A 25,475-nucleotide genomic window follows, 5' to 3' on the forward strand; every position below is an offset into this window, starting at 1 on the left:
CTATTAGAACTGGTTTATTAGTTTATTCCAAAATTTATGCATAAAACCTGATTTTTTATCTTTTTTGGTTTCAACTTTTGTTAATTCTGCTTTTTCCTCTTCAAAGTCTTTTTGATCTTGAAAAATTTCTTCAAAATCTTTATTTTCTTCTTCATGCTCTTCTATGGTGAGATTTTGTTTAATCTGTTTATTGATAAATTCAGGTTCTCCTTTATATCTTAGTTTCTCATTAGAGTCTAACTCATAAGGAGTAAAATGTCCACCACCATATAAACAAAGACCTATAGCGCAGCTATTTTCTGCATCTTCAAAAATTTCTTTAAAGCCATCCATAGTATCTTTTTTTGCGGTCGCTATTCTAACAGCTTTATTATCAAAATAAGCTGAAGCAAGTTTGTCAAGTCCTGCAAATTTTGTCATTCCACCTGTTAATACTATGCCTGCTCCTGCTTGATTTGCACAAGCATTATCGCTTAGCATTTTAGCTAAAATAATAATAGTTTCTTCAATTCTTGCATAAATTACATTAGATATTACTTCTACTGAAACTTCATTTTTTCTTTTTTCATCACCCATGTATGGAATTTGTATGATCGAGTTTTCATTTTGTGCTAAAGATGCGTAATTTAATTTTAGTTTTTCCGCTTCTTTTGGTGGGGTATGTAAAGCTATGGATAAATCATTAGTGATATTTACTGAACCAATTTGTAAGCATTCATTATAGCGTATAGAATTACCCGCATGAATGACCATATCACAAACTGCTCCACCCATATCGATTAAAATAGCACCTAATTCTTTTTCACTATCATCAAAACATGCAATAGAAGAAGCATATCCTGAAAGAACGATGTTATCTACTCTAAGATCAGCAAGCTCCACGGCTTTTTTTAGATTTTTAATATGCACTTCTTGTGAGATTACAATATGTGTAGAAACTTCAAGGCGATTTCCGCTCATTCCTAAAGGATCTTCTACATGTTCAAGATCATTTACTTTGAAATTATAAGGCAATACGTGAATGATTTCATATCCACTAGGTATATTTGCAGTATGTTTTGCTGTGCTTACTGCTCTGTGAATTTCTTTAATACCTATTTCATGATTTGGTATATTAACCACACCTATGCTATCTACGCTTTTTGCATAAGCACCTGAAATAGATACAATTACCTTATCATAATGCACACCTGACATCATTTGTGCATCAGCTACTGCCTCTTCTATAGATTTTGAAGCAAGTTCTATATTAGTAATTGCTCCTTTTTTTATACCATTTGATTTTGACTTTCCAAAACCAATGATTTTAAGTCCTTCTTCGCTTTTTTGTGCTAATATGGCGCAAGTTTGTATTGAGCCTAAATCAATTCCTAAAATATTCAATTTGTATTTCCTTTATAATAGCGTTGAATTGGATATAATTCTATAAGTTTTTTTAATAATTCTTCCTTAAGTAAAGCTTGTTTAGTTTGTTTAGCACTTTGCTCTATGATAAATTTATAAATTTCTTCTTTATTTTTATTTTCTAAAGTTTGTTTTGTGATTTCATAAACAATTGCTTTATCATCAAACAATACATAAGATTTAGCTTTGTTTGAGTCAAATACATGCATTAAAAACTCGCTAAATTCAGTATCATTCATCATATCACCTACTTTTGCATTTTTAGCTGAGTCGCGACTATAAGTTCCTATGTCTATGCCTTGGAAATTATCTAGGGCAAGTTTTGCTTTTTCTTCTAATAAGGCTTTAGTTTTTTCTTTAATGTAAAGTTTACTTACTTCGTTTTTAGCTTGCTCAAAAGTCATAGTTTGTATAGGATTTATTTTTATAACTTTTGCAACCATATAACCATTTTCAAATTTAAAAGGCTTAATAAAATCATTTTCTTTAGCTTTTTGTATATTTTCCAAAGGATAATAAATATCAGCATCGCCGATTGTGATATTTTTATCAAAACTAAGCTCATTTTTTCTTAAAGCTACATAGCTTTCATTGGCTTTAAGTTTAAGTTTAGGAAGTTTTAAATCTTTTATCGCTTTATCTTTGCTTTGTTCTAGACTTAGAATTTTCCCTGCAAAATCTTTATAATCATTTTTATTTTCTTCATAGTAAGCTTGGATCTCTTTATCATCAACTTTGATTATATCAGGGTTTAAAAAATAAGTTGCAAGTTCGTAGCTTTTTTGTGTTTTATAGAGTTCTTTATTTTTTTCCCAAGTTTGTTTTAACTCTTTTTCATCAATTGTTATATTTTTATTATCAAGTTTTATAGCTTGGACTTTTAAACTATCTTGCATTAAAAAACTTGCACCAAACATATCAAGCTCATTTGGTTTGATTTGTAAATTTAAAATAGCATTGATTTTTTTAAGTAACAACTCATCATGAATGATTTTTTCATAAGTTTTTGGTGTATAGTTATTTCTTGCAAGAAGATTATAATATAAATTTTTATCAAAAACACCTGAAGCATTATGAAAGATTTTTTGATGTGCTAAATCATAAGCAATTTCTTCCTCGCTCACATTTAAACCCAAAGTTTTAGCATAAGAAAGTAGTAATTTTTCTTGTATAAGTTCATTGATAGCTTGAGTATCTAAGCCATCTTTTTGTGCTTGTTCTTGTGTGTAATTGCCATTGTTTAGTTGAGAGTAATAGCTAAATAATTGAGAATATTTGAGATTAAACTCATCATAGCTTATTTTTTCATCGCCTACTTTTGCAACAGAATTAGATCTATCGGTGTTAAAATCATAACTTCCCCAGCCAACAAAACCTGCTCCAACAAAAGCAATAACACTAATCCAAATAGTAACAACTAAATATTTTTTATGATGCTGCATCCAAGTGAGCATTTTTACCCCAATCCATAATTAAATAAATTAAACTATACATTATAGATAATTTGTGATTAATACAAAATTAATTTTACATAGATTATGATAAATTTGTTTCAGCTAAATGGATAATTTTGCAAGAATTTTCAATTAAATCTATAATTTTACCCAATTCATAACTTGTTCTACCATAAGCAAATATGCCATAACCTTTTACAACGACAAAATTTTGCTTTTGTTCTAGCATATAACGATAAATTTCAGTTTGTGATCTATCCTCCCAATCCTCATAACTTTTAGGATTATAAACTCGAATTTCTTCTAGAAAAATTTCACCAAAATAATCCTGAGGTGCTATAAAATCATGATTTAAACTCATGGATAAGGTATAAGCTGGGCAAGCAAAACATACAAATTTGGCTTCAGGTATATTCTCATATATACTTTTATGGATTTCAGAGTCATTGCTAGCTTCACTCCAACTATAATCTTTTGCAAATTTTAAAATGCTTAGATTTTTTTCATCTAGCTGATTTAAAAAAGTGTCATTTTTATTTATAATAAAAGAGCTTTGAGATAGTTTTGCTGAAACCGAACCATGGCAAATCCCAAAAAAATTTTTTTTAAACATTGAAGTAGAAAGCATTTTAATTTGAGAAATAATATTTTCTTTATTCATTAAAAACCTTGTTTTAAACTTTGCTAAGATATTATACTAAAAAAATTAAAAGGTTTATTTTGCAAAGTCCACATATTCCTGTTTTATTACAAGAAGTTTTAAATGCTTTTGATGATTTTGATAGTGGAGATTTTTTAGATTGTACTTTGGGTTATGGAGGGCATTCTAAAGCATTATTGCAAGCTCATGAAAAATTAAGATTAATTGCTTGCGATAAAGATTTAGAGGCTTTAAATTTTTCCAAAGAGTTTTTAAAAAATTTTCAAGATAGAATAAGTTTTAATCATATAGGTTTTAAAGATATTTTAACTCAAATTTCAACGCAAAACATAAGAGGAATTTTAGCTGATATTGGTGTATCTTCTTTGCAGCTTGATAAAAATGATAGGGGTTTTTCGCTAAATTCTGATTTTTTAGATATGAGAATGGATCAAAACAATCCTTTAAGTGCTAAAGAAATAGTTAATTCTTATAGCAAAGAAGCTTTGGAACGAATTTTTAAAGACTATGGAGATCTAGCGCCGGTTGCTTCAATGCTTGCTCAAAAAATTATCAATGCAAGAAGTCAAAAAGAGATTACAAGTGCAAAAGAATTAAGTCAAATTATAGGAAATGCTAAGTTAAAAGGACGCAATGTATCTCTAGCTTTGCTTGTATTTCAAGCTTTACGTATAGAAGTAAATAATGAACTTGGTGAGTTAAAATCCTTACTTGAAAATATAGAAAAAGCAAAATTAAGAGATTGTAAATTAGCTATTATTAGCTTTCATTCTTTAGAAGATAGAATAGTAAAAAATACTTTTAAAAGATGGGAAAAAGACTGTATTTGTGATGAAAGAGCCATAAAATGTGAATGTGGTAAAAATCATAGTCTTGGGAAAATTTTAAGTAAAAAAGCTATAAGTGCCTCCAAAGAAGAAATAAGCTATAATAGCAGATCAAGTTGTGCAAAAATGAGAATTTTTTATTTTAGGTAAATAATGGTTGAAGATGATTTTTTAAAAGAAAAACAAAATATACGTGAAAAAATGTTGAAATATTCTAGGGCTATTAAAGAAGGTAGGCCTTATGAAGAATATGAGCAAAATTTTAATGAAAGTGATCGTATATTAAAAAATAGAATACAACGTAAAAAAAGACCCAAATTTACAGATTTTGATGAAGAATATGAAGAAAAACCTAAAAAACAATCTGCTATTTATTTAAAAGAAGATTTGATTAATGTTAAATTAGAAGAAAAAAAACCTTTTAAACTTCAACTTAATTTTTTCAAAAAACAAAAAGAAAAATTCGATAAAAAAAATATTGCAAATTCTAAAACGCTTAAAAGTGGCAAATTGCCACAAGAAGTAAAAAAAACAGAAAAAAAGCAAGAAAATAAAGATCCTATTCAGATATCTAAAATTCTTACTCAAAGTAATGTTTTCGTCACTTCAAAATTTCAAGATTTAAAAGAAAAAAGAAAAGAAAAAGCTAAACTCAAACAAGAATTAAAAGAGCAAAAAAAAATCGAACAAGAAAAAATAAAAAAAGCTCAAGAAGCATTAAAAGAAAAAGAAAAATTAGCCAAACAAGAACAAAAAATTTTAGAAGAAAAAGTAAGACTTGAAGAAAATCAAGAGTATAATCAAGAAGATAAATATGAGCTTTTAGATAGTATAGTAAATGAGGAGAATAAAAATTTAAGTCCTAAAAATTTATTATATGCAGGTTTAATGATAGCATTTGCTTTGTTGATATTTTTCCCACAAATTTATATTAGAAATCAAATTTATTATGTTAGTAGAGATATAGCGGATTTAAGATCGCAAGAACTTGTTTTAGATGAAGAAAACAAAGAGCTTCAAAGACAGCTTGAAGCACTGTATTTTCAAAATCAAGTTTTAGACTTTTTAGATTAACCTTGTGTTTGAATGATTTTTTCTAAAACATATTGCTCGAGTTGATTTTTTGGAATTTCTTCTTTAATGGCTTGGTTGTAAATATTTTCTGCTATTTTTGAGTATTTTTCATAAGCAAAATATGGAAAATGCAAAGCCCAAGCTTTTTTTAATAATCTTTTGCTTATTACTTTTCTAGTGTAAATTTTAAAAATATCATAGCCAATAAAAACACAAGCGGTGACAAAAATAGCACTTAAAATACTAATATGAAAATCAATAATTGTCAAAAAATAATGTGTAATTAAAATTAGAGGAATGATAATTAAAGCACAAAAAAATGCATAAATAAGATAAGAATTAAACACCTTAAATTTAAAATTTAATTTCGCAGGATCTACCATCATACCTTCATTAAGCAAGGCGTTTGCTTCTAGTAAATCTTTTAAATTAACAGGTTGGTTTGAAACTTTAAAAATAAAGTTTAAAATAAATTCTTGTATTTTCATTGTTTTACCCAAAATTAGTATGTGATTTTTGTGATTTTAACATTTTTGTTTTTAAATAAACTAAATTTTAAGTCTTGTAAATGAAATCTTGTGTTAAAATTTATATTATTTTAATATCAAAAGAAAGAAAAAAAATGGCAGATTCTAGATTTATGATGAATGTAAAAGGCATATGTGGGGCTTTTATCCCAAGAGTTTTATTTCAGAGTAAGTTAAAAGATATTTTTTCTGATATCTTATTATTGAACACAGAAAAAAAGGAATATATAAAAAAGAGAATAAATTATTACAATAAACTGAATTTTGATAGAGCAAAGCATATTGCATTATCACAAACTGCTGAAAAAATAGGAAAACCCCCTTTTAAAAAAACTTCATTGGCTTATGATGCTTATGCGATTAGTAAATATTTTAATGATGATTTTTTATGGATTAAAGCTTTTGGTGATATTTCTTATATTTTAAAAGAAGCTTCAATTTGCAAAGATAGACCTATTTGCAATGATAATTATAATAATGTAATTATGAGGTTAGATAAAAATAGACATTTTGTTTTTTTAAAGGATAAGTATGTTTTTGAAGATAAAAAAAACATTGCTGTTTTTAGAGGTGCTGTCTACCAAAATAATAGAGTGAAATTTTTTGAAAAAAATATTTCAAACAAAAAATGTGATATTGGTCATACAGGAAAAGGTTATAATGAGTGGAAAAAAACATTTTTAAACAAGCAAGATCAACTACAGTATAAATTTTTAATATCACTTGAAGGCAACACTTTTGCTAGTAATTTGATTTGGTCGTTAAGTTCTAATTCCTTAGTTTTAGCCCCCAAAATGCGTTATGAAACTTGGTTTATGGAAGGAAAGTTAGTTCCAAATGAACATTTTGCTTTGATTGATGATGATTATGAAAATGTAGAAGCTTTGCTTGATTATTATTTAGCTAATCCGCATAGAGCAAAAGAAATTATTCAAAATGCCCATGCTTACATAGAGCAATTTTTAGATGAAAAGATAGAATTTTATATAGGAATTTTAGTTTTAGCTAAGTATTTTTATTATTCTAATCAGCTTGATTTACCAAAAGATATTGTTGATTTATTTGATTAAAAGGAGGATTTGTGCAAGAAATGGAAATGGTGTTTTTAAATGATGAGTTTGTAAAAGCTAGTGAAGCTAAAGTGAGTGTTTTTGATAGAGGTTTTATCTTTGGAGATGGAATTTATGAAGTAGTTCCTGTGGTAAATGCAAAAATAGCTGACAAAGAAGAATTTTGGGAGCGTTTTGAGCGCAGTTTGGCTCAAATTGAATTAAAAATTCCTTATACAAAAGAAGAATTTGAAAATATTTTAGAGCAATTAATCATTAAAAACTCTCTTAAAGAAGGCGGGCTTTATATGCAAGTTACTAGAGGGGTTGCTAGTAGAAATTTTGCTCTTTTAAAGGGATTAAAACCTACTATTATGGCTTTTGCTTTTGAATGCAAGGTGATTGAGCATGAGTGTGCTAAAAATGGGGTGAGTGTTATTTCAACAGCTGATTTAAGGTGGAAAAGAAGGGATATAAAATCAATTTCTTTATTAGCTCAATGTCTTGCAAAAGAAGAAGCTGTAAAAGCTAAGGTTTTTGAAGCTTTTATGGTAGAAAATGCTTTAGTAACGGAAGCTTCTAGTAGTTCAGCTTTTATTATAAAAGATAAAACTTTAATCACTAAGCCATTTTCTAATGAAATCTTACCAGGAATTCGCCGTAAAAATATCTTGAAATTTGCCAAAGAACTTGATCTTAAAGTAGATCAAAGAGCTTTTAGTATGAAAGAAGTGTATGAAGCTGATGAGGTGTTTATTTCCGCAGCTACTTTTTTGATTTTGGGTGTTATAAAAGCAGATAGCAAGGTGATTAATGATGGTAAAGTAGGCTTTTATACCCAAAAGCTAAGAGAAAAATATGTAGAAAAAATACAAAAAGAGGTTTTTTAATCAAAACCTGCGTTTGTAAATTCTTTAGGATTATCAAGAGCGTAGCGGAATTTTTCCCAGTCTATTTGTTTATCCCAAATAGCTACGATTAAAGCTGCTACGCTATTTCCACATAAATTTCCTACTGCACGAATTTCAGACATAAACTTATCTACACCCAAAAGTATAGAAATAGCAGCCACAGGTAAAACCTCTCCTAAGCTTGCACCTAAGCCATTATTAGCTTCTGCTATATGCATATTAGATAAAGCTGCAAGTGTGCTTCCTAGTATGATAAAACCTGAACCAGTTACACCAACAGCACCTTTTGAGGCTATCATTAGTACGATTAAAATGCTAATTTCATGTGTTAAAGAAAGCTCTACATTAAAAGCTTGTGCAAGGAAAATCAAACTCATAGCCAAATAAATATTAGTACAATCAAGATTAAAACTATATCCAGTTGGCAATACCAAACCCACAGTAGCTTTTGAAATTCCTGCTTTTTCAAGCTTTCTCATAAGTGGAGCTAATGCTGATTCGCTAGAACTTGTAGCAAAAACTATCAAAACTTCTCTTGAAATAAAACGCATAAATTTAAAAATATTAACTTTAGCAATAAAACAAATAATTCCTAAAACCCCAAAGATAAAGAGCAAAGAAGCAAGTAACATAACAATAAGCAAATATCCTAAATTTAATAAAGAATCAAGCCCATATTTTGCCACTAAAAAAGCCATCGCAGAAAAAGCGGCAATAGGAGAAAAATACATAATGATTTCTAGAATTTTAAAAACAAAACTTTGCATTATTTCTAAGGTTTTTTGTATAGCTTTTCTCTCATCAATTCTCATAAGCGAAATAATAAAAGCACAAGCTAGGGCTATAACTAAGATTTGCAAAGTTTTTCCCTCGCTAAAAGCAGCGATGATGTCAGTAGGTATAGCGTCTTTTAAAATATGCAAAATCTCATTTTGCGCGCTTATTTCTATATTGTTATTGACAAATTGAGCTACACTATCTTTATCTAAGGTACTTGGATCAAGGTTCATTCCTTTTCCAGGTCCCATAATATTTGCCATAAAAATACCAATAGCTAAAGCAAAAGTACTCACTACTTCAAAGTATAGTAAGGCTTTAGCGCCTATACTTCCAACTTGTTTTAAGCTTTCAAGACTAACAACCCCTAAAACAATAGTTAAAAATATAATAGGTCCTATGAGAATTTTTAAAGCTTGTATAAAATAATCTACCCCGATTTTACTAGCTAGTGCAAGTTCTTTGTCTAATAAACCAAGGCTAATGCCAGCTATAATTCCTATAATCACCCAAAAACCTAAATTTTTTAACATTTTTTTGAGCTTGCTTGGTTTTTCATGAGTGATTACTAGCACAAAAACTCCTTGTAATTTTAAAAACAACACATATTAGCAAATAAAAACTTATTTTTATGATTAAAATAAATAAAAAATAAACAATATTCTTAAAAATAAGAATTTTTTAGCTTATTTTGTAGCTAAAAGTAGCATTTTGTAGTATTTTTGTATTATTTATTATGAAATAAATAATGATAATGTTTATCTAAATTTAAGAAAGCTAGTACTATACTTGCGACTATGATTTTAAAAATGAATATCATTTCGGAGTAAAATAGTGTTTAAAAAAATAAGTTTGTTAATGATTTTTTTATTTTGTTCTATTGTTTATGCTAGAGAGATTGATTATCAAAAAGAAGCCCAAGCAATCAAACAAATTTTAAATGAAAGTATGCTCTTATATAAAGAAAATAAAAATTTAGAAGCAAAGAAAAAAGCAGAAGATGCATATTTTCAGCATTTTGAAACCATGGAAGGATCTATTGGGCGTAATGTTGGTAGAAAAGCCATTGTTATGGAGCGTAAATTTGTTAATTTAAGAAAGTTATATAAAGATAAAGAAGATTTTTCTAAAATAGAAGCTTTGATTAGTAGTTTGTATTTTGATTTAGATGAAATAGTTCCTATTTTAGAAAAAGGCTTCCAGCTTAAAGCTGAAGCTAGTGATGTAAATTATGATAAAAAAGCAGCTGAAAACTCATCTTTAAAAGCAGAAAAAGAACGCCAAGCACAAGCTGAAGCGATGTTTGCGGCTTTGCTTGGAGAGAATGTTAAAGAGCAAACTTCACAAAATTCAACTCAAAGTTTGATTACTCAAGAGCAAGACACTCAAAAAGATGAAACATTGTTAGCTTTGCAAGAAGCTTCAGCTTTGGATGCAAGGTTGCAATTTTTAATGGATTCTATGATTTCAAAGCTTGATCAAGCTGCATTAGCTTTTGTAAATAAAGACTATCAAAAAGCTAAAGATTTGATTCAATCAGCATTGTTTGAAGATTATAGAAACTCAAAAGTAGAAGTTTTAGTAGCAAGATATACTAAAGCAGGGGTGGATAAAAAAATTCAAACTAAACTTAGAACTATTATAAGAAAAATCAATGCTAATACTTTAGATGAAAAAACTATTAGAGATGAAATTTCAAACATATCAGATTTATTATATGAAGCGTTTTTAGCTTTGCCTAAAGAAGAATTGGCTTTACTTCAGGTTAAAGGTTTTGATGAAAGTACTATGAGTACTAAAAACTATACTAAAGTATATGATGATATGAAAATTGCTCTTAATGATATTTTGCAAAATTATGAGGGATTTAGTTTAAATAGTATAGATGCTTTACAAAATGTGTATTTGGATATTTTTGAAGCAAGTGGTATGGAAAGTAAAATTGGCGCTATTGATAGTGCTTTAAAATTAAAAATAGAAAGTTATTTTTCAAAAGGTGTTGCGCTTATTAAAGCAAGTGCTTCTAAAGAAGAATTAAAACAAAATTTTGACGAGCTTAGTGCCTTAGTGGAAGGCTCTTTGGATAAAATTCAAGAATCCTCACCTATGTCTTTATTTATATGGGCTTTAGGTATTATTTTAAGAGAGGGTTTGGAAGCTTTAATTATCATTGTAGCTATAGTTTCATACCTAGTTCAAAGTGGCAATAAAAAGCGTTTAAATATAGTATATTCAGCACTTTGGAGTGGGGTATTTTTAAGTTTTGTAACAGCATTTTTTATTTCATGGATTTTTAAAGAACAAGCAGGGCAAAGCAGAGAGTTGCTAGAAGGCATTACTATGCTTGTGGCTGTTGCATTATTATTTTATGTAGGTTTTTGGCTTTTATCAAATGCACAAAATAAAAAATGGGCAAATCACATAAAAACCCAAGCAGTTGAAGCTATATCAAATAATTCAGCAAAAACCTTATGGTTTAGTGTGTTTTTAGCTGTATATAGAGAAGGTGCTGAAACTATTCTTTTTTATCAGGCTTTATTATTTGATGCAAAAACAAGCACAGATTATAGTTTTATATTTATAGGATTAGCTAGTGGATTAATTATACTTATCATACTTTATTATTTATTAAAAGCTGGTGCTTTAAAAATACCAGTAAAACAATTTTTCTATATAACTTCATACATTATTTTTTACATGGTCTTTGTCTTTACAGGCAAAGGCATTGGTGAGCTCATAGAAGCTAAGGTTATCACCCCAAGCTTACTTCCTTTTGATTTTGAAGGAATTTTATGGCTTGGAATTTATCCTTACTATGAGAGCATCATACCTCAGTTTATGGTTTTAATCTTACTCATTATGGGTATTTTTATAACAAAGCAAATTTCAAATAAAAGGGAAAAAATATGAAAAAAACTTTATTAAGTTTAGGCGCAGCAGCTAGTATTTTAGCTAGTTCAGTTTTTGCAGCAGAGGTGCCAATTGGCGATCCTTATGAATTAAATGGTATGGAAATAGCAGCGGTTTATTTACAGCCAATCGAAATGGAGCCAAGAGGGATTGATCTTGCAGCTAGTTTAGCAGATATTCACCTTGAAGCAGATATTCATGCATTAAAGGGCAATAAAAACGGCTTTCCAGAAGGCTTTTGGATCCCTTATTTAACTATAGCTTATAAGCTAACTAATCTTGATAATGGTAAAGTAAAAACAGGAACTCTTATGCCTATGGTAGCAGATGATGGCCCTCACTATGGTGCAAATTTAAAAATGGATACAGGCATTGGAAATTACGAGTTAGTATTTTTAATAGAAAGTCCAGAAAAACAAGGTTTTGGACGCCATGTTGATAAAGAAACAGGTGTTGGTAAGTGGTTTGAGCCATTTTCAGTTAAATATAACTTCAAATACACAGGAAAACCTAAGTGATTTTTTCCCTAGCTTTTGCTAGGGTTTATTTATGAAATTATTGATTTTATAAATAAATTCTATTAAAGAAGAGCCTATGTCGATTTATTTTGTACATTTTTTTGGAGCATTTTTTTCTTATGCGCTTTTGAGTGCTTTATTTTTTTATAATCTAAAAAATTCTTTAGTGTTTAAACTTGCTTTTGTGGGTTTTGTTTTTTCTTATTTTGCTTTTTTTATTAGCGCTAAAACACTAAATTATGATTTGTTGTATTTTTCTAATGATATTTTATTTGTTTTATTGTTTTTGGATGTTATCATTTTTTCTTTTATGAAAAATAATTTTTTAAAAGAAAAAATTCAAGCAATATTGCTTTTTTTATTATCTTTTGCTTTTGGTATAAAATACTTACATATTTCTATTGATTTTCCTATATTAAGCACTAATTTTTTAGATTCTTTAGCGATTAGCTCTTTTGGGTTTATTTTACTTGCTTTTATTATGTGTTTTGGGGTTTATCTTTTTACAAGATGGTTAAGGAAATTTAAATTTAAGTTTTTAAATTTATTTTTATTTATTATCGTGATTTTTTATCTAAATGAAGCTTTAGCGCAAATTTTATTACACCTTATGAGAGAAGGCGTGGTAGAAACAGAAAGCTTGTATTTAAGCTATGTGGCAAAAAGTGTGTATTATGCTAAATTTTATACTTATGTATGGTTTTTATTGCTAGGAATTTGTATAGTTTTAGCTCTAAAGCAAAGAGTGAGTGAAAACAGCAAGAAAAAAGATTTTGATATAGAATTTAGAAAAAATCAAGCAAAAAATTCAACTATAACTAGTTTTAGTGCAAGTATTTTTAGTGCTATGATTTTAAGTCTTTGTATTTTTCTTTTTTATGACTTGCATGCTTCAAGACCGGTAACCATAGACGAGCCAACCTATGTAGAGCCAAATGAAAATGATGAATTTGTCTTTGATGTAGCGATTTTAAGAGATAATAACTTACATCGCTTTGCTTATATTAGTGATGAGGGTAAAGTGGTGAGATTTTTTTTAATTAACAAAAGAGAAGATAAAGACTCGCCAGTAGCTGTTTTTGATGCTTGTAGTATATGTGGGGATATGGGGTATGTTAAAAAAGGTGGAGAATTAATTTGTATCTCATGTAATGTTAGAATTTTCTTACCAAGTGTAGGTAAGGCAGGTGGGTGTAATCCTATCCCTATGAAGTATAAATTTGAAAATGGTAAGGTTATTATACCTTTTTCAGAAATTTTAGATGGGGTGAATTTTTTCACTCAAGTAGTAGAAAAGAAAGTTTATGATCCTATTGATAATACTGAGCTTATTAATTTAAAAGCGCCAAGATCTTACGTTTATAAAGGTAGAACATATTTTTTTGCTAATGAAAAAAATTATGAAGAGTTTAAAAACGATCCTTTAGAATACATCGATATGAATAAGACTTCAAAATATAGAATTCATAATTTATTAGGAAATGACTATGCAAGTTAAGATTGTAAAAAATTCCATTTTTCAAAATAAAATTCAAAAATCTCTAGCTTTACTAACCATTTTTTTAGCTACTTTACTTATGGCTACTATGTTAAATCTTACTTTGGGTATAGGTAATGAAATTACAAAAGAATTAAGAAGTTATGGGTCAAACATTTTAGTTTTACCTAAAGGTACAAGTTTAAGTGTAGAAGTGGGTAATAAAATCTATGAGCCTTTGAAAAATCAAAATTTTTTAGAAGAAAATAAGCTTCATACTATAAAAGAAATTTTTTGGAGAAATAATATCAATGCCTTTGCGCCATTTTTAGATACCCAGGTAAAAATTCAAACTCCAAATGCAAATTATGAAAATATCTCTTTAGTGGGAACTTATTTTGATAAGGCTATAAAGGTTCAAGATGATGATGATTTTTATGCAGGTATTAAAGAATTATACAAATATAGTCAAATTAAAGGAAATTATCCAAAAGATGATAGTTTAGATGAAATAATGCTAGGAAAAGACTTAGCACAAAAATATGATTTAAAAATAGATGATGAAATCATCCTTGTGCAAAATGATCAAATTTTTAAAGTAAAAATTGTTGGTATTATAGACTTAACTCAAGCCTTTTCAAATAAAATCATTACTTCTTTACTTTTAGCACAAAAACTTTCTAAAAAAGAAGGTTTATTTGCTAAAGCAGAAGTTTCGGCTTTGACTATACCTGAAAATGATTTAGCACAAAAAGCAAGACGCGATGTAGATAGTCTTGATCAGCTTGAGTATGATCAGTGGTATTGTACTGCTTATGTAAGTTCTATTGCTTATCAAATCGCAGAAGATTTTAAAGGTGCTAGCACAAAAGTAGTGAGTGCGATTTCAGATGCAGAAAGTTTGATAGTGTCTAAAATTCAATCTTTAATGGCAGTAGTTAGTATTATATGTTTAATCGTAGCTTCCATAGCTATATCATCTTTAATGAGTGCGGATATTTTTAGAAGAAAAAGTGAAATAGGGCTTTTAAAAGCTTTAGGCGCTAGCACTTTGCAAATTTATATGATTTTTGCGTTAGAAGGGGTTGTGGTAGCTTTAGTTGGGGCTGTTTTGGGCTTTGCTTTTGGTATAGGTATGTCAGAGATTATCGCCTTGAGTATATTTGAACATACCATTGAAATTTCTTGGATTATCCTACCAATTTGTTTATTTTTTGCAGTGCTTATAGTATTTTTAGGATGTTTGTTTTCTATCAAAGGAATTTCTAAACTTTCTACTTCAGAGGTTTTATATGGCAAATAATTTTTTTATACAAGAGGTTTTTAAATCTCTTATTTTTTCTTATAAAAGAGTTTGTATTATTTTTATAGCTGTGTTTATGGGTGCTATGGTTAGTGCTTCATTTTTTAATATTTATTTTGATATTGACACAAAATTATCTAAAGAATTAAAAGCTTATGGAGCTAATTTTATCATCACGCCAAAAGATGATGAGTTTTTAAGTATGGATGAATTTAATCAAGCCAAAGAAAGCTTGAAGGCAAAAGCTTTAACCCCATTTTTATATGGTTTTTATAATCTTGAAAGCTCAAGTGCGGTAGTTGTTGGGGTTGATTTTGCAAATTTAAAGCTTACCAAGCCTTTTATGGAGGTTTTAAAAGGAAGTTTTTCTTTGAGCGATTTTAGCGAAGATAGTGCCTTTGTGGGAGCTGATTTAGCTAAACAACTTGAGCTTAAAATAGGACAAGAATTACAAATTTATAATCCAAATATATCTAAAATAGTCAAAGTAAAAATCAAAGCTATTTTAAGAAGTAACGATGAGCAAGATGGGGTTTTAATCATTTCTTTAAAAAAAGCTCAAGAGTTAGCAGCTAAAGAAGTGATAAATTATGCTCAAGCTATTTTGCTAGGTGATTATGAAAGTTTAGATCAAAAAGCAAAAGAGCTTAGCAAGGGCAATGTAGAAGCTAAAGTCATAGCTTCAGTGTCCATTAGCGAAGGAGTGATTTTAGAAAAGATCAAAGCTTTAATGGCTTTGATTAGCTTAACGATTTTACTCATTAGTTCTTTGAGTGTAAATACCACTCTTAGTGCGGTGATTTTTTCAAGAAAAAAAGAAATAGCCTTGCACCTTGCACTAGGAGCTAAGCATAAAGAAATCATCAAGCTCTTTGGAGCTGAAGTATTTATTTTAAGTTTAAGTGCGAGTTTGCTTGGTGCTTTTTGTGGATATTTTTTGGCAAATATTTTTGGGTATTTGATTTTTAATGCAAGTATAGATTTTAGGTTGCTTTCGGTATTTTTTGCGGTGCTTGTTTCTTTGGTATTTGCATTTTTTGCAAGTATTTTGCCGCTAAAAAAAGCTTTAAAAATCAATGTTTGTGAAAATTTAAAGGGTGAGTGATGAAAAATATTATAAAAATTTCAAATTTAAATCGTAATTTTAATGAAGTTAAAGCTTTGCAAAATATCAACCTAGAAGTAAAGCAAGGTGAATGGCTAGCTATCATGGGTCCATCAGGTTCAGGTAAATCAACGCTTTTAAATATACTTTCTTTGATGGATACTCAAAGTAGCGGGGAGTATTTTTTAGATGATAAAGAAGTTGGAAATTTAAGTGAAGAAGAAAAAAGCGTAATCAGAAGAGAAAAAATAGGCTTAATCTTTCAACAATTTCATTTAATACCTTATTTAAATGCTTTAGAAAATGTTATGCTAGCTCAGTTTTATCACTCAAGTATAGAGCAAAAAGACGCTATAATGGCGCTAGAAAAAGTAGGGCTTTCACATAGACTTACGCATTTACCAAGCCAACTAAGTGGCGGGGAACAACAAAGACTATGCATAGCAAGAGCTTTAGTAAATGATCCTGAAATTTTATTAGCAGATGAGCCAACTGGAAATTTAGATGAGGCAAATGAAAAAAATATTCTAGAACTTTTTTGTAAATTAAAACAAGATGGCAAAACCATAGTTTTAATCACTCATAATCCAGACTTAGCTACCTTTGCTGATAGAACTATCATTTTAAGTCATGGAGTGATGAAAAGTGAAAATTAAAAGTATAATTTTAGCTTGTTTATGTTTAGTTTTTTTAAGTGCGTGTTTTGAAAACAACAATAAAAATGGTGGTAAAATAGGCTTAAAAGCACCAGAAATCGCAGCAAAAAATTTAGAAGGTGAGAAAATCAAACTAGCTGATTTTGATAATCTTATCGTTTTAACTTTTGTGGAGCAAGGTTGTGCATCTTGTTTAAAAGATTTACCACTTTTGGAAAAACTAGCTAACGAATACCCTAAAAAAATGACTATTCTAGCGCTTGATTCTATAGATAAGGGTAAGGATTTTGAAGAATTTGCTACAAAATATGATTATAAAAATATCATATTTTTACAAGATGATTTAGATATCTCATGGCAAAGATTTAGTGTTTTTGCAGTACCAACTACTTTTGTCATTAAAGATGGAGTTGTGCAAGATAAAATTATAGGAGAAAAACCATGGTCGCAACTAAAAGCTTCTATTGCTTCTTGGCTTTAATAAGCATTTTTTTCTTTAGTGCATGCTCAAACAATGAATTTCAAACCCTAAATTCAAATCAAAACTATACTTTTAAATATGATGGTTTTGAAAAAACCTTAAAAACACAAAATACAAATCAAGCGTATGCTTTATTTTTTTTCACGCAAGATTGTGGCGCATGTAATGCACAAATTCCTATGTTAAACGAGCTTTATAAAGAAAGAAATTTTCCTATTTTAGCGGTGCTAAATGGAGTTAATTCAAAAGAAGAAGCTCAAAAAATTCTTTTGGAAAAAAAGCTAGATTTGCCACTTTTATATGAAGCCAAAGCAAGCTCATTTTTATCTAAAGCTGTGGGTGGAATTTATGGTGTGCCTGTGATAGTTTTTTATGATGAAAAAGGTAAAATAAATGAAAAATTCATCGGACTTACCCCAAAAAGTGTTTTAGAAAATAAGATTAAATTTTTGCAATAATTTTTATTGAAAGTATTAATATTGTTATGTTTAGAGTATTTAAGATAACTTTTATCTTAAATTATTTTTAAGGAAAAATTTATAAATAAAATATTAATATTCCGACTATATTATTAAAATATTAGTAACAAATGTTACAAATATATACAAAATAGATAATAATTAAATAACACATTAACTATTTTTTGAAAGGACTTCTCAATGAATATAAATTTATCCAAAAAACACCTCACGGGGGGGGGGGAACGATAATTTTCGTTTTAACTCAAACACTTTAAACTCTTTAAAAAACTATAAAAACTCTAATCTTTTAAAACTTTCTTTATTTACTATTTTTTCCCTAAGTTCTTTAGAGGCAGCCACCCAAGCAAATTATGATAAAGCTTCTAATGCTTATGTTATTAAAGAGCACAAATTTAATAATAATGATGTATATGATTATAATCTTGATACCTATAAACTCTTAAGTGGTAAAAACTTCTATGGCCAAATGGCTACTAATAAAAACCTTTCAAATGTCACTTTAATCTATGATAATCCTAAAGATAAAACTCATTCTAAAATGAATGATTTATATTTTAAACAAGACATACTCACTCCAAGTATTAAAGAAGATATTTTTGTAGTTAATGGCTTTCATAGTTCTAACTCAGCTAATACTACCCTAAATCAAATCAGCTATATACCTTTTTTAGTTTCTGCTTATACCTTTAATGCAAAAGCTAATAATAATACCTTAGTATTAAAAGCAGGAGAATTATCTTCAGTATATTATTTAAAACCTACTGATAAAGAAGTAATTAATCCTAAAGCTACGGGTTTAGATAATAAATATAATTTTCTAATCACTCCAGCCATAGCTAGAAAAGGTGAAGTAAGTAATAATACTTTAAACTTCTTAAAAGATGCCTATGTAAATATGGGTGTTGAAAACACCTATACCTTACCTTTAAATGGTGCTCCTTATATCTTAGGTGCTTTTGGTGTAGATGCTAATGCTAATAATAATACAGTTATATTAAATAAAGGCGTAAAGATAGACTTTCATACTACCCCTTATAGACAAAGCATGCTAGGAGATAATATCTTTGATGAGAGAATGACTCATGTAACAGGAGCTATTACTTATAATGGCAATGCTAAAAATAATAAGGTTATTATAGATGGAGCTTCTTTATTAGTACATGGTCCAAGTGGAGCATATTCAACATCAGCTGCTACTCACTTAGGAGGAGCTTTTGTGGATGTTAATAATAATCAAAGCTATGAAGTAAGTAATAATAGTGTATTAATCAATGATTTAAAACTAGATTTAAGAGTAGATACTAAAAATACCCCATTAGCTTATAATGCTGTCTTAGTAGGAGAAATCTATGGGGGTAAAATCATACAAGGTAATGCTTATAAAAACACCATAGATATAAAAGACTTACAAACCTTATTAGCATTAAATACTAATGTAGAAGTAAAAGCACTCTTAGACTTTTATGCAGGTATGACTAATAATGGTATAGCTAATGATAATAGCATTAATATTAATCTTAAAAAACCATTTGAGATTAATTCTAATTTTACAGGTAAAAATGAGTTTAATCTTTATGGTGGGGTAGCTACTAAAGGAGCTAATAATAATAGTATTAATATCAATGGGGATTTAACCCAAGGACTTACTGTTGAAAACCATCAAGATAAAATTCAAATCACAGCAGCACAAACTCTAAGCTCTAAAGCAAATAATAATAGCATTGTTATTAAAAACTCAAACATAGCTATACCTTTATACTTATATGGAGTAAGTAAGGTTAGTTTGGATAATAAAGATTATTATGCAAGTAGTGCTAATGCTAATAGTATAGTTTTAGATAATGTAAAATCAGGTAGAAACCTCACTACTATTATAGAAGCTGATAATTTAGAAAAAAACACTATAAAATATAATCTTGTACAATCTTTATCGAATGCTTCTAATATAGATAAAGGTTCTAAAATCATTTTAAGAGCCAATGAAAATGCTAATAATAATACTTTAAACATTAAAGATTATTCAAGTGCAGCTAGTTCTAATGTTTATGTTATTAATGCTAAAACTGAAAGTGCTAATAATACTTTTATCTTTGATGAATTTGCTCTAGGTACAGCTTCTGATAAAAGAGAAGGTATAGCTATTATTAGTGCAGGTATAGCTAAGAATACTCATGATAATTATACTCATATAAATAATTTAAATATAGATGAGTATAAAAACAACAAAGCTATATTTATAAGTGCTTCTGGTGTATATAGTGAAAATGATAAAAGCTATAATAATACCTTATATTTAAGTGGTAATACTAATATTTTTAATAATACTAATATAAAAGTATTAGCAGGTAGCTTTTTACAAACTAGAATGGAAAATGATTTTAGCTCAAAAGCACTAATGCATAAAAATGGTACTAATAATCATTTAGTATTAAATACAAGTATCAAAGCAAATACTATTAATAACTTTGATCATTATAGCTTTATCTTAAAAGATGATACTAAGGCTTATTTAAGTGCTAAAGAAGCTATTAATCTTTCTAAAGATAGTTCTATTAATGTATATACTAACAATAATGTAAAAAATAAAAGCTTTATTTTAATGCAAAGTGAAAAAGGCTTTGTAGATGCAAACAATAAACACTTAAATCAAAAAGACTTACAAAGCTTATTAGAAACTATTACTAAAAATAATCAAAGCTTACATAAAAACATCAAAGCAAAAGTTCAAAAAGCTAAATACACTCTAAGTGTAAGTAAAGATGCAAAAAGCATAGTAGTGAATTTAAACTAAAGTAATATACCAAAAGGATTAATTATGAAAAAGCTAGCAAATCACATCATACTTTCAGGTGTAACGGTATCAATGTTATTTTCTCCACTAATGGCTTTACCTAGTGGAGGTAAATTTACTCATGGGACTAGTGGGACTATAACTTCTGGCAATGGTCATATGCAAATTAATGGTAATGGAACAAACTCAGTCATACAATGGGGTGGTGGTTTTAGTATAGGTCAAGGTGAAAGTGTAAACTTTGGAGGTAAAGATAAAAACTACCTAAACATTGCTCATGGTACTAGTAAATCTATGATAGAAGGTATATTAAATGCAGGTGGTAATAATGTCTTTTTAATTAATCCTAATGGAGTAATCATTACTAAAACAGGAAATATCAATGCTAATCGCTTTGTGGCTTCGACTTCGTCGATGAGTAATGATGATATGTGGAAATTTGCAAAGTTAACTAAAGAACAAGGTGCTTCTTTTTCTCCGGTATTTAAACCACAAAAAGCAGGCAATGTAGTAAATATGGGTAATATTAATGCTAATAATGTATTACTTATAGGGAATAAGGTAAGTATAGATGGTGGCCATATCAATGGCAAACATAATGATAATGTTAGTGGTGATGCTTTAAAAAATCCAAGTGGTAATACAGCTGAAAAAATTCATTTAGTAGGGAATGAAGTTTATATAGACAAGGATATGGCAAAATTTAACTCTACAAGTGGTAAAGTAGATGTAACAGCCAATGCTATTTATACTCAAAGACAAATGATAAATTTTGCAAATGATGGCTATAAATTTGGCAGTGAGATAAAAGATAAAATAAATATAACAAACTATCAAAATCATAAAGGAAACTCTAATTTCAAAAAAGCTTTAACTATAGGTAATATGGGAAATGAAAAAGATAATGCTATAGAGTGGTGGCACTTTGCTAAAGGTTGGAATGAAGGTTTAGATAATATTAGAGAAATTGATGAGTTTAGATTGGTAGATGATATAGATTTTGGGGCTAATTGTAAAAATGGAGTATGTAGTGGTCAAAACTATGCAAATTATTGGGTAGACTTAAACGGTGATGGTAAAAAAGATGCTAACGAATTTACTAATATGATAGTAGGCCACAATAATTCTTTTACAAAGACTTTCGATGGGCAAGGATTTACACTTAAAAATATTAATATAGATACCACAAGATTAGATAATAAGCCAATGTATGTAGGCATTTTTGGTTCAGCGGAAAATGCTACTTTTAAAAATATCAATGTAGATTATATGGATGGAAGTATTATAGCTACAACAGAAAATGGCGAAGTTGGTGGTTTTATTGGGTCTTCTCGATGGGGAAATTTTTATAATATTTCCATAAAAAAAATAAATGAGATAAACAATTCAAATACTGGACATTTTTCCGCAACATCTGGTGGATTTGCTGGCATATTACGTGATTCCATAGTTTATGATGTCTCGTTAAATGATATTGGAAGTATTAAATCTGAAGGTTCGGTTGGTGGATTTGCCGGTTCTATTTTAACTGAAAATTATATGCATTCAGGAATTTTAATAAGTAATGTTTCAATAAATGACATTGGAAATATTGAAGGTAAAATATCAGCAGGAGGTTTTGCTTCTAGTGTAGATGGGCCAAGTCATATTTTTAATATATCTTTAAAAAATATAGAGAGTATTAAAGTTGTAAATGATGGATCTTTATATATTCCTTCCGATGGACATATATCTGCAGGTGGCTTTATAGGTATTCATAGCTCATATAACATCGGTGGAGGTATATTTTCCAATATTTATTTAGAAAATATAGGAACAATTAGCGCTGTAAATACTAATTATGCAAATCATAAAGCTTATTCTGGAGGTTTTGTTGGGCTTATTGAGGGTGATAATCGATTTAATGCAAAATTTGAAAATATTTACATATATTTTAATAAAGATATAATGATAAATAGTGACAATGAAATAGGTAAATTTTTCGGCAACTTGACAGATGATAGATATGCATCTTTTAACAACATCCACATCTATCATCACAAAAACGATTTAGCTAATGCTACGGCTGATCAAAGCTATTGGGGTAATACTAACGATAAAATTCAAATCCACACTTATAATGATAATAATCAAGAAAGTGTTTATAAGGATTTTTTATCTAAAGCTAATATTATAGAAAAACCTAATCATTCTGACGTATCTTTAGAAGAAGACGACCTCAATAAAGAAGTTATTGGTCAAATCATAGAAGATATCACTCAAAAAGGATATGTGGTAGATATTGCTATGTTAGAAAAATTATTAGAAGTTTATAGCAAATTTAATCTAAATACCACAGAAAGTGAAAAAATAGCTTTTATTCAAACATATTTTAATATAAAAGATGAAAATGAAGCTAGAGGTATTTTGCAAAGTTTAGATTTTCTGACTTATTATACTAAGAATGAAACATTTGATAAAAATAGAATATCAAATGAAGCAAAAGATTTATTTATATCTTTACAAAATCAAAGTGAAACAACTCTAGCTAACAATAAAGCTTTATTTAGCTATTTAAATAATAATAAGGATAAATTAATAACTGAATATAACAAATACAAAGAGCTAGAGCAAATCTTTAAAGACAGAGAGCAAGACTATTTTAAAGCCCAAGCTGAATTTAATAGATTATTAGATTTAGTCAATAAAGGTAAGCTAAGCTACAACGATCCTAAATTCACTCAAGCTTTTAATAATTGGCTTAATGCTTATAATAGTTATTCCAATGCATATGTTGATGCTAAGAATATCAATGATAATATAAAATCCACTTATACTAAATATATTAACGAAACATTAGGATATGACAATTTTAATTTTAATCCTTTTTTGCTAAGTTTAAATCCTGATGTAGATAAACCTGAATTTCCTGATATAGATAATTCTCAAGGTGGAGATTTACCTGACTTTGAACAAACTGCTTCTCTTAATCTAATAGGTGATGAAACTTTAAATGAAGAAGAAGAAACTGAAGAAGTAGATGAAACCTCTTTACTTCAAAAAAGTAAAACCTGCATAGTTAGTGATAATTATAAAACTATGAATCCATGCGTGGTTGGAGGATTATAAAATACTTTGCTAGGATAGCTATATCCTAGCAATAATAATGAGTATATTAATGAATACTCGTATTAAATAATATTTTGATAAATCAATAATAAATATTAAAAAATAAAAACTCTTAATTTTAAAAAAACAAATCAAAAGGAACAAACAACCATGAAACAACTCTTATTTAGCACCATAGCACTTAGCTCTTTAGTCTATGCTAATAATGGAAGTATTACCATAGCTAAAAATGATATAGAAAAGGTTATAGAATTATCCCCTGATAGAAACCTCCCTCAAAACAAAGCCATTAAAGAAAATCTAAAAACCAAAGATGATTATAAAAAAAGCCAAGAAGCTAAAAAAGACTTTGAAGAAAAAAAGAAAGAATTAAAAGAAAAACTAAATCAAGAAGAGGAAGCTAATGGGGAAACTAACAATCAAACCAATAATAATTCTAACACTAACTCTACTAACTCAAGTGATCAAACTAACACTACCACTAAAAAAGTAATAACCAAATATAAATTTGTTATCACTAATGAAAACACTAGCTTTGAAAAACTAGGTATTAAAGAAGAAGATTTACAATTACTTATTAGTGAGTTTAGTGCTAGAAAATTTAGCTTGCAAGATTTACAAGATATATCTAATATCATTGCTTATTATTTTCAAGTCAATGGTTATCCTGCAGCAACAGCTTATGTACCCCAACAAGAATTTGAAGATAGTGTACAAATAAACATAGCCTTAGGAACATTAGGTAAGTATATAGTAAAGAATAAAACTACTATAAAAGATTATTTTATAGAAAGTAAGCTTAATGAAAGAATCAAAGGTAAAATCATCTCTACTAAGTTAATAGAAGATAGTGTATATAAAGTCAATGAAATGTATGGAGTACAAACCCTAGCAGGTTTACAAGCAGGAGAGAATGTAGGTGAAACTGATGTAGTTATAGAAGTAGTTCCTGATACTAAGGCTAATGTATTATTATATGCTGATAATTATGGTATTGAAAGTGCAGGGGATATTAGAGCTGGTATTAGTATGGGATTTAATTCCATACTTAATATGGGAGATTATTATAATTTTTACTTACAATCAAGTAATGAAAATCAAATTAACTATGGAGCTAGTTATACTTTCTTTTTGGGAAATTTAAAAATCACTCCAAGCATATCTCAAGGATCTTATTCTTTAGGTGAGGAATATGAAGATGCAGGATTTTATGGTACTTCTAGAAATTTTGGTATAGATTTTTCTTATCCTGTATGGATTAATACTAATTCCTCTTTATATCTTACTTCAAGTATTTATCATAAGATACTTAGTGATACTAGTTTGTTTGGTGTTTTTACTACCGATAAACATTCTAATGTAGGTAGTATGGGTTTAGAAGGTTTGTTTAGAGGATTTGAAAATAATACTTTAAGTTATAGTGCTAAGGTAAGTGTAGGTAAGGTATATGATGATAGTGATTTTAAATTTGGTAGCAAAACTTTTGGTTGGTTTAGAAAACTCAATGCTAGTGTGAATAATTATTATAGTATTAATGAATACATTACTCATACTTTAAATATAAACTATCAAAAGGTATTAGGGAATTTTGAATTAGATTCTTCTGAGAGTTCCTCTTTAGGTGGAGCTTATGGAGTAAGAGCTTATGATAATGGAGAAGGTGATGGAGATAATACCATAATAGCTAACTTTGGTATAAGAATAAATATACCAAATACTAATTTTTATTTTACTCCTTTTTATGATATAGGTTATGCTTGGTATGAAAAAGATTCAGGAAGTAGATTAGCAGATGAGCATTTTTTAGATGCAGTAGGCTTACAAGTACTTTATAATAAAACTAATGAGTATTATATAAAGCTTGATGCAGCAAGAGCAGTTCATCAGTATAAATACGATGATGATCATAGAATGAAATTGTATTTAAGTGGTGGGGTGTATTTTTGAAATACACCATTTT

Annotated in this window: 20 protein-coding genes; 15 read left to right on the forward strand and 5 right to left on the reverse strand. The window is 28.5% G+C overall.

The window, feature by feature from the left end; all coding sequences use genetic code 11:
- Positions 1–3: 3 nt before the first annotated feature.
- The 3 genes from ftsA to L8V82_RS02520 all read right to left on the reverse strand — a co-directional run bounded on the left by ftsA (position 4) and on the right by L8V82_RS02520 (position 3,519).
- The gene (gene ftsA / locus L8V82_RS02510; protein ID WP_263675245.1) at positions 4–1,383 is read right to left on the reverse strand and encodes a cell division protein FtsA; all 1,380 of its coding nucleotides are present in this window, start codon (positions 1,381–1,383) and stop codon (positions 4–6) included.
- Positions 1,380–2,858: a peptidylprolyl isomerase gene (locus L8V82_RS02515; protein ID WP_263723889.1), complete on the reverse strand. Its 1,479-nt coding sequence runs from the start codon at positions 2,856–2,858 to the stop codon at positions 1,380–1,382. Before L8V82_RS02515 ends, ftsA begins: the two co-directional genes overlap by 4 nt.
- 82 nt (positions 2,859–2,940) lie before the next feature.
- Positions 2,941–3,519, reverse strand: a complete 579-nt coding sequence (locus L8V82_RS02520; protein WP_263723890.1) for a class II aldolase and adducin N-terminal domain-containing protein — start codon at positions 3,517–3,519, stop codon at positions 2,941–2,943.
- Positions 3,520–3,578: 59 nt separating this feature from the next.
- On the opposite strand from L8V82_RS02520, the gene rsmH reads away from it, so the two are divergent.
- Entirely contained in the window at positions 3,579–4,496 is a 918-nt protein-coding gene (rsmH, locus tag L8V82_RS02525) for a 16S rRNA (cytosine(1402)-N(4))-methyltransferase RsmH (protein WP_263723891.1), read from the forward strand.
- Positions 4,497–4,499: 3 nt separating this feature from the next.
- Positions 4,500–5,420 carry a hypothetical protein gene (locus L8V82_RS02530; protein WP_263723892.1) on the forward strand — a complete coding sequence of 307 codons (921 nt, stop codon included), beginning with the start codon at positions 4,500–4,502 and terminating at the stop codon, positions 5,418–5,420.
- Here the strand turns inward: L8V82_RS02530 and L8V82_RS02535 are convergent.
- Positions 5,417–5,908 (reverse strand): hypothetical protein, encoded by a 492-nt coding sequence (locus L8V82_RS02535; RefSeq protein WP_263723893.1) that lies wholly within the window; start codon positions 5,906–5,908, stop codon positions 5,417–5,419. The two genes, L8V82_RS02530 and L8V82_RS02535, sit on opposite strands and share 4 nt — an antisense overlap.
- Before the next feature lie 134 nt (positions 5,909–6,042).
- Here L8V82_RS02535 and L8V82_RS02540 point away from each other — a divergent pair, with 134 nt between their 5' ends.
- Positions 6,043–7,017: a glycosyl transferase family 90 gene (locus tag L8V82_RS02540; protein ID WP_263723894.1), complete on the forward strand. Its 975-nt coding sequence runs from the start codon at positions 6,043–6,045 to the stop codon at positions 7,015–7,017.
- A gap of 20 nt (positions 7,018–7,037) precedes the next feature.
- A complete protein-coding gene (locus L8V82_RS02545; RefSeq protein WP_263723955.1) occupies positions 7,038–7,886 on the forward strand; it encodes a D-amino acid aminotransferase in 849 nt (282 codons plus the stop codon).
- Here the strand turns inward: L8V82_RS02545 and L8V82_RS02550 are convergent.
- The gene (locus tag L8V82_RS02550) at positions 7,883–9,217 is read right to left on the reverse strand and encodes a cation:dicarboxylate symporter family transporter (RefSeq protein WP_263675259.1); all 1,335 of its coding nucleotides are present in this window, start codon (positions 9,215–9,217) and stop codon (positions 7,883–7,885) included. The two genes, L8V82_RS02545 and L8V82_RS02550, sit on opposite strands and share 4 nt — an antisense overlap.
- Before the next feature lie 325 nt (positions 9,218–9,542).
- Between L8V82_RS02550 and L8V82_RS02555 the strand changes: the two genes are divergently transcribed.
- The 11 genes from L8V82_RS02555 (at position 9,543) to L8V82_RS02605 (ending at position 25,462) form a co-directional block, all read left to right on the forward strand.
- Positions 9,543–11,594, forward strand: coding sequence for an FTR1 family iron permease (locus L8V82_RS02555; protein WP_263723895.1), 2,052 nt, complete (start codon positions 9,543–9,545; stop codon positions 11,592–11,594).
- Positions 11,591–12,112: a ferrirhodotorulic acid transporter, periplasmic binding protein gene (locus L8V82_RS02560; protein ID WP_012661874.1), complete on the forward strand. Its 522-nt coding sequence runs from the start codon at positions 11,591–11,593 to the stop codon at positions 12,110–12,112. The genes L8V82_RS02555 and L8V82_RS02560 overlap by 4 nt, the downstream gene beginning before the upstream one ends.
- Before the next feature lie 76 nt (positions 12,113–12,188).
- The gene (locus L8V82_RS02565) at positions 12,189–13,610 is read left to right on the forward strand and encodes a Fe-S-containing protein (protein ID WP_263723896.1); all 1,422 of its coding nucleotides are present in this window, start codon (positions 12,189–12,191) and stop codon (positions 13,608–13,610) included.
- The gene (locus L8V82_RS02570; protein WP_263723897.1) at positions 13,600–14,892 is read left to right on the forward strand and encodes an ABC transporter permease; all 1,293 of its coding nucleotides are present in this window, start codon (positions 13,600–13,602) and stop codon (positions 14,890–14,892) included. Before L8V82_RS02565 ends, L8V82_RS02570 begins: the two co-directional genes overlap by 11 nt.
- Positions 14,882–15,997, forward strand: a complete 1,116-nt coding sequence (locus L8V82_RS02575; RefSeq protein ID WP_263723898.1) for an ABC transporter permease — start codon at positions 14,882–14,884, stop codon at positions 15,995–15,997. The genes L8V82_RS02570 and L8V82_RS02575 overlap by 11 nt, the downstream gene beginning before the upstream one ends.
- On the forward strand, positions 15,997–16,653 hold the full coding sequence (locus L8V82_RS02580; RefSeq protein ID WP_012661870.1) for an ABC transporter ATP-binding protein: 657 nt from the start codon (positions 15,997–15,999) through the stop codon (positions 16,651–16,653). Before L8V82_RS02575 ends, L8V82_RS02580 begins: the two co-directional genes overlap by 1 nt.
- Entirely contained in the window at positions 16,643–17,134 is a 492-nt protein-coding gene (locus L8V82_RS02585; protein WP_263723899.1) for a TlpA family protein disulfide reductase, read from the forward strand. Before L8V82_RS02580 ends, L8V82_RS02585 begins: the two co-directional genes overlap by 11 nt.
- A complete protein-coding gene (locus L8V82_RS02590; RefSeq protein WP_318529460.1) occupies positions 17,095–17,592 on the forward strand; it encodes a TlpA disulfide reductase family protein in 498 nt (165 codons plus the stop codon). The genes L8V82_RS02585 and L8V82_RS02590 overlap by 40 nt, the downstream gene beginning before the upstream one ends.
- Positions 17,593–18,082: 490 nt before the next feature.
- Entirely contained in the window at positions 18,083–20,407 is a 2,325-nt protein-coding gene (locus L8V82_RS02595) for a hypothetical protein (protein ID WP_263723901.1), read from the forward strand.
- A 24-nt stretch (positions 20,408–20,431) separates the two neighbouring features.
- Entirely contained in the window at positions 20,432–23,515 is a 3,084-nt protein-coding gene (locus tag L8V82_RS02600) for a filamentous hemagglutinin N-terminal domain-containing protein (protein WP_263723902.1), read from the forward strand.
- A gap of 150 nt (positions 23,516–23,665) precedes the next feature.
- Positions 23,666–25,462 (forward strand): ShlB/FhaC/HecB family hemolysin secretion/activation protein, encoded by a 1,797-nt coding sequence (locus tag L8V82_RS02605; protein WP_263723903.1) that lies wholly within the window; start codon positions 23,666–23,668, stop codon positions 25,460–25,462.
- Positions 25,463–25,475: the final 13 nt, after the last annotated feature.

It is taken from the genome of Campylobacter sp. IFREMER_LSEM_CL2151, assembly GCF_025771725.1.
GTDB classification, from domain to species: Bacteria; Campylobacterota; Campylobacteria; order Campylobacterales; family Campylobacteraceae; genus Campylobacter_D; species Campylobacter_D lari_C.

Coding starts and splice junctions, on each gene's coding strand:
- L8V82_RS02515 (WP_263723889.1), bottom strand. CDS start 2,858: ATGCTCACTTGGATGCAGCATCATAAAAAATATTTAGTTGTTACTATT.
- L8V82_RS02520 (WP_263723890.1), bottom strand. CDS start 3,519: ATGAATAAAGAAAATATTATTTCTCAAATTAAAATGCTTTCTACTTCA.
- L8V82_RS02530 (WP_263723892.1), top strand. CDS start 4,500: ATGGTTGAAGATGATTTTTTAAAAGAAAAACAAAATATACGTGAAAAA.
- L8V82_RS02535 (WP_263723893.1), bottom strand. CDS start 5,908: ATGAAAATACAAGAATTTATTTTAAACTTTATTTTTAAAGTTTCAAAC.
- L8V82_RS02540 (WP_263723894.1), top strand. CDS start 6,043: ATGGCAGATTCTAGATTTATGATGAATGTAAAAGGCATATGTGGGGCT.
- L8V82_RS02545 (WP_263723955.1), top strand. CDS start 7,038: ATGGAAATGGTGTTTTTAAATGATGAGTTTGTAAAAGCTAGTGAAGCT.
- L8V82_RS02550 (WP_263675259.1), bottom strand. CDS start 9,217: ATGTTAAAAAATTTAGGTTTTTGGGTGATTATAGGAATTATAGCTGGC.
- L8V82_RS02555 (WP_263723895.1), top strand. CDS start 9,543: ATGATTTTTTTATTTTGTTCTATTGTTTATGCTAGAGAGATTGATTAT.
- L8V82_RS02560 (WP_012661874.1), top strand. CDS start 11,591: ATGAAAAAAACTTTATTAAGTTTAGGCGCAGCAGCTAGTATTTTAGCT.
- L8V82_RS02565 (WP_263723896.1), top strand. CDS start 12,189: ATGTCGATTTATTTTGTACATTTTTTTGGAGCATTTTTTTCTTATGCG.
- L8V82_RS02570 (WP_263723897.1), top strand. CDS start 13,600: ATGCAAGTTAAGATTGTAAAAAATTCCATTTTTCAAAATAAAATTCAA.
- L8V82_RS02575 (WP_263723898.1), top strand. CDS start 14,882: ATGGCAAATAATTTTTTTATACAAGAGGTTTTTAAATCTCTTATTTTT.
- L8V82_RS02580 (WP_012661870.1), top strand. CDS start 15,997: ATGAAAAATATTATAAAAATTTCAAATTTAAATCGTAATTTTAATGAA.
- L8V82_RS02590 (WP_318529460.1), top strand. CDS start 17,095: ATGGTCGCAACTAAAAGCTTCTATTGCTTCTTGGCTTTAATAAGCATT.
- L8V82_RS02595 (WP_263723901.1), top strand. CDS start 18,083: ATGGCTACTAATAAAAACCTTTCAAATGTCACTTTAATCTATGATAAT.
- L8V82_RS02600 (WP_263723902.1), top strand. CDS start 20,432: ATGAAAAAGCTAGCAAATCACATCATACTTTCAGGTGTAACGGTATCA.
- L8V82_RS02605 (WP_263723903.1), top strand. CDS start 23,666: ATGAAACAACTCTTATTTAGCACCATAGCACTTAGCTCTTTAGTCTAT.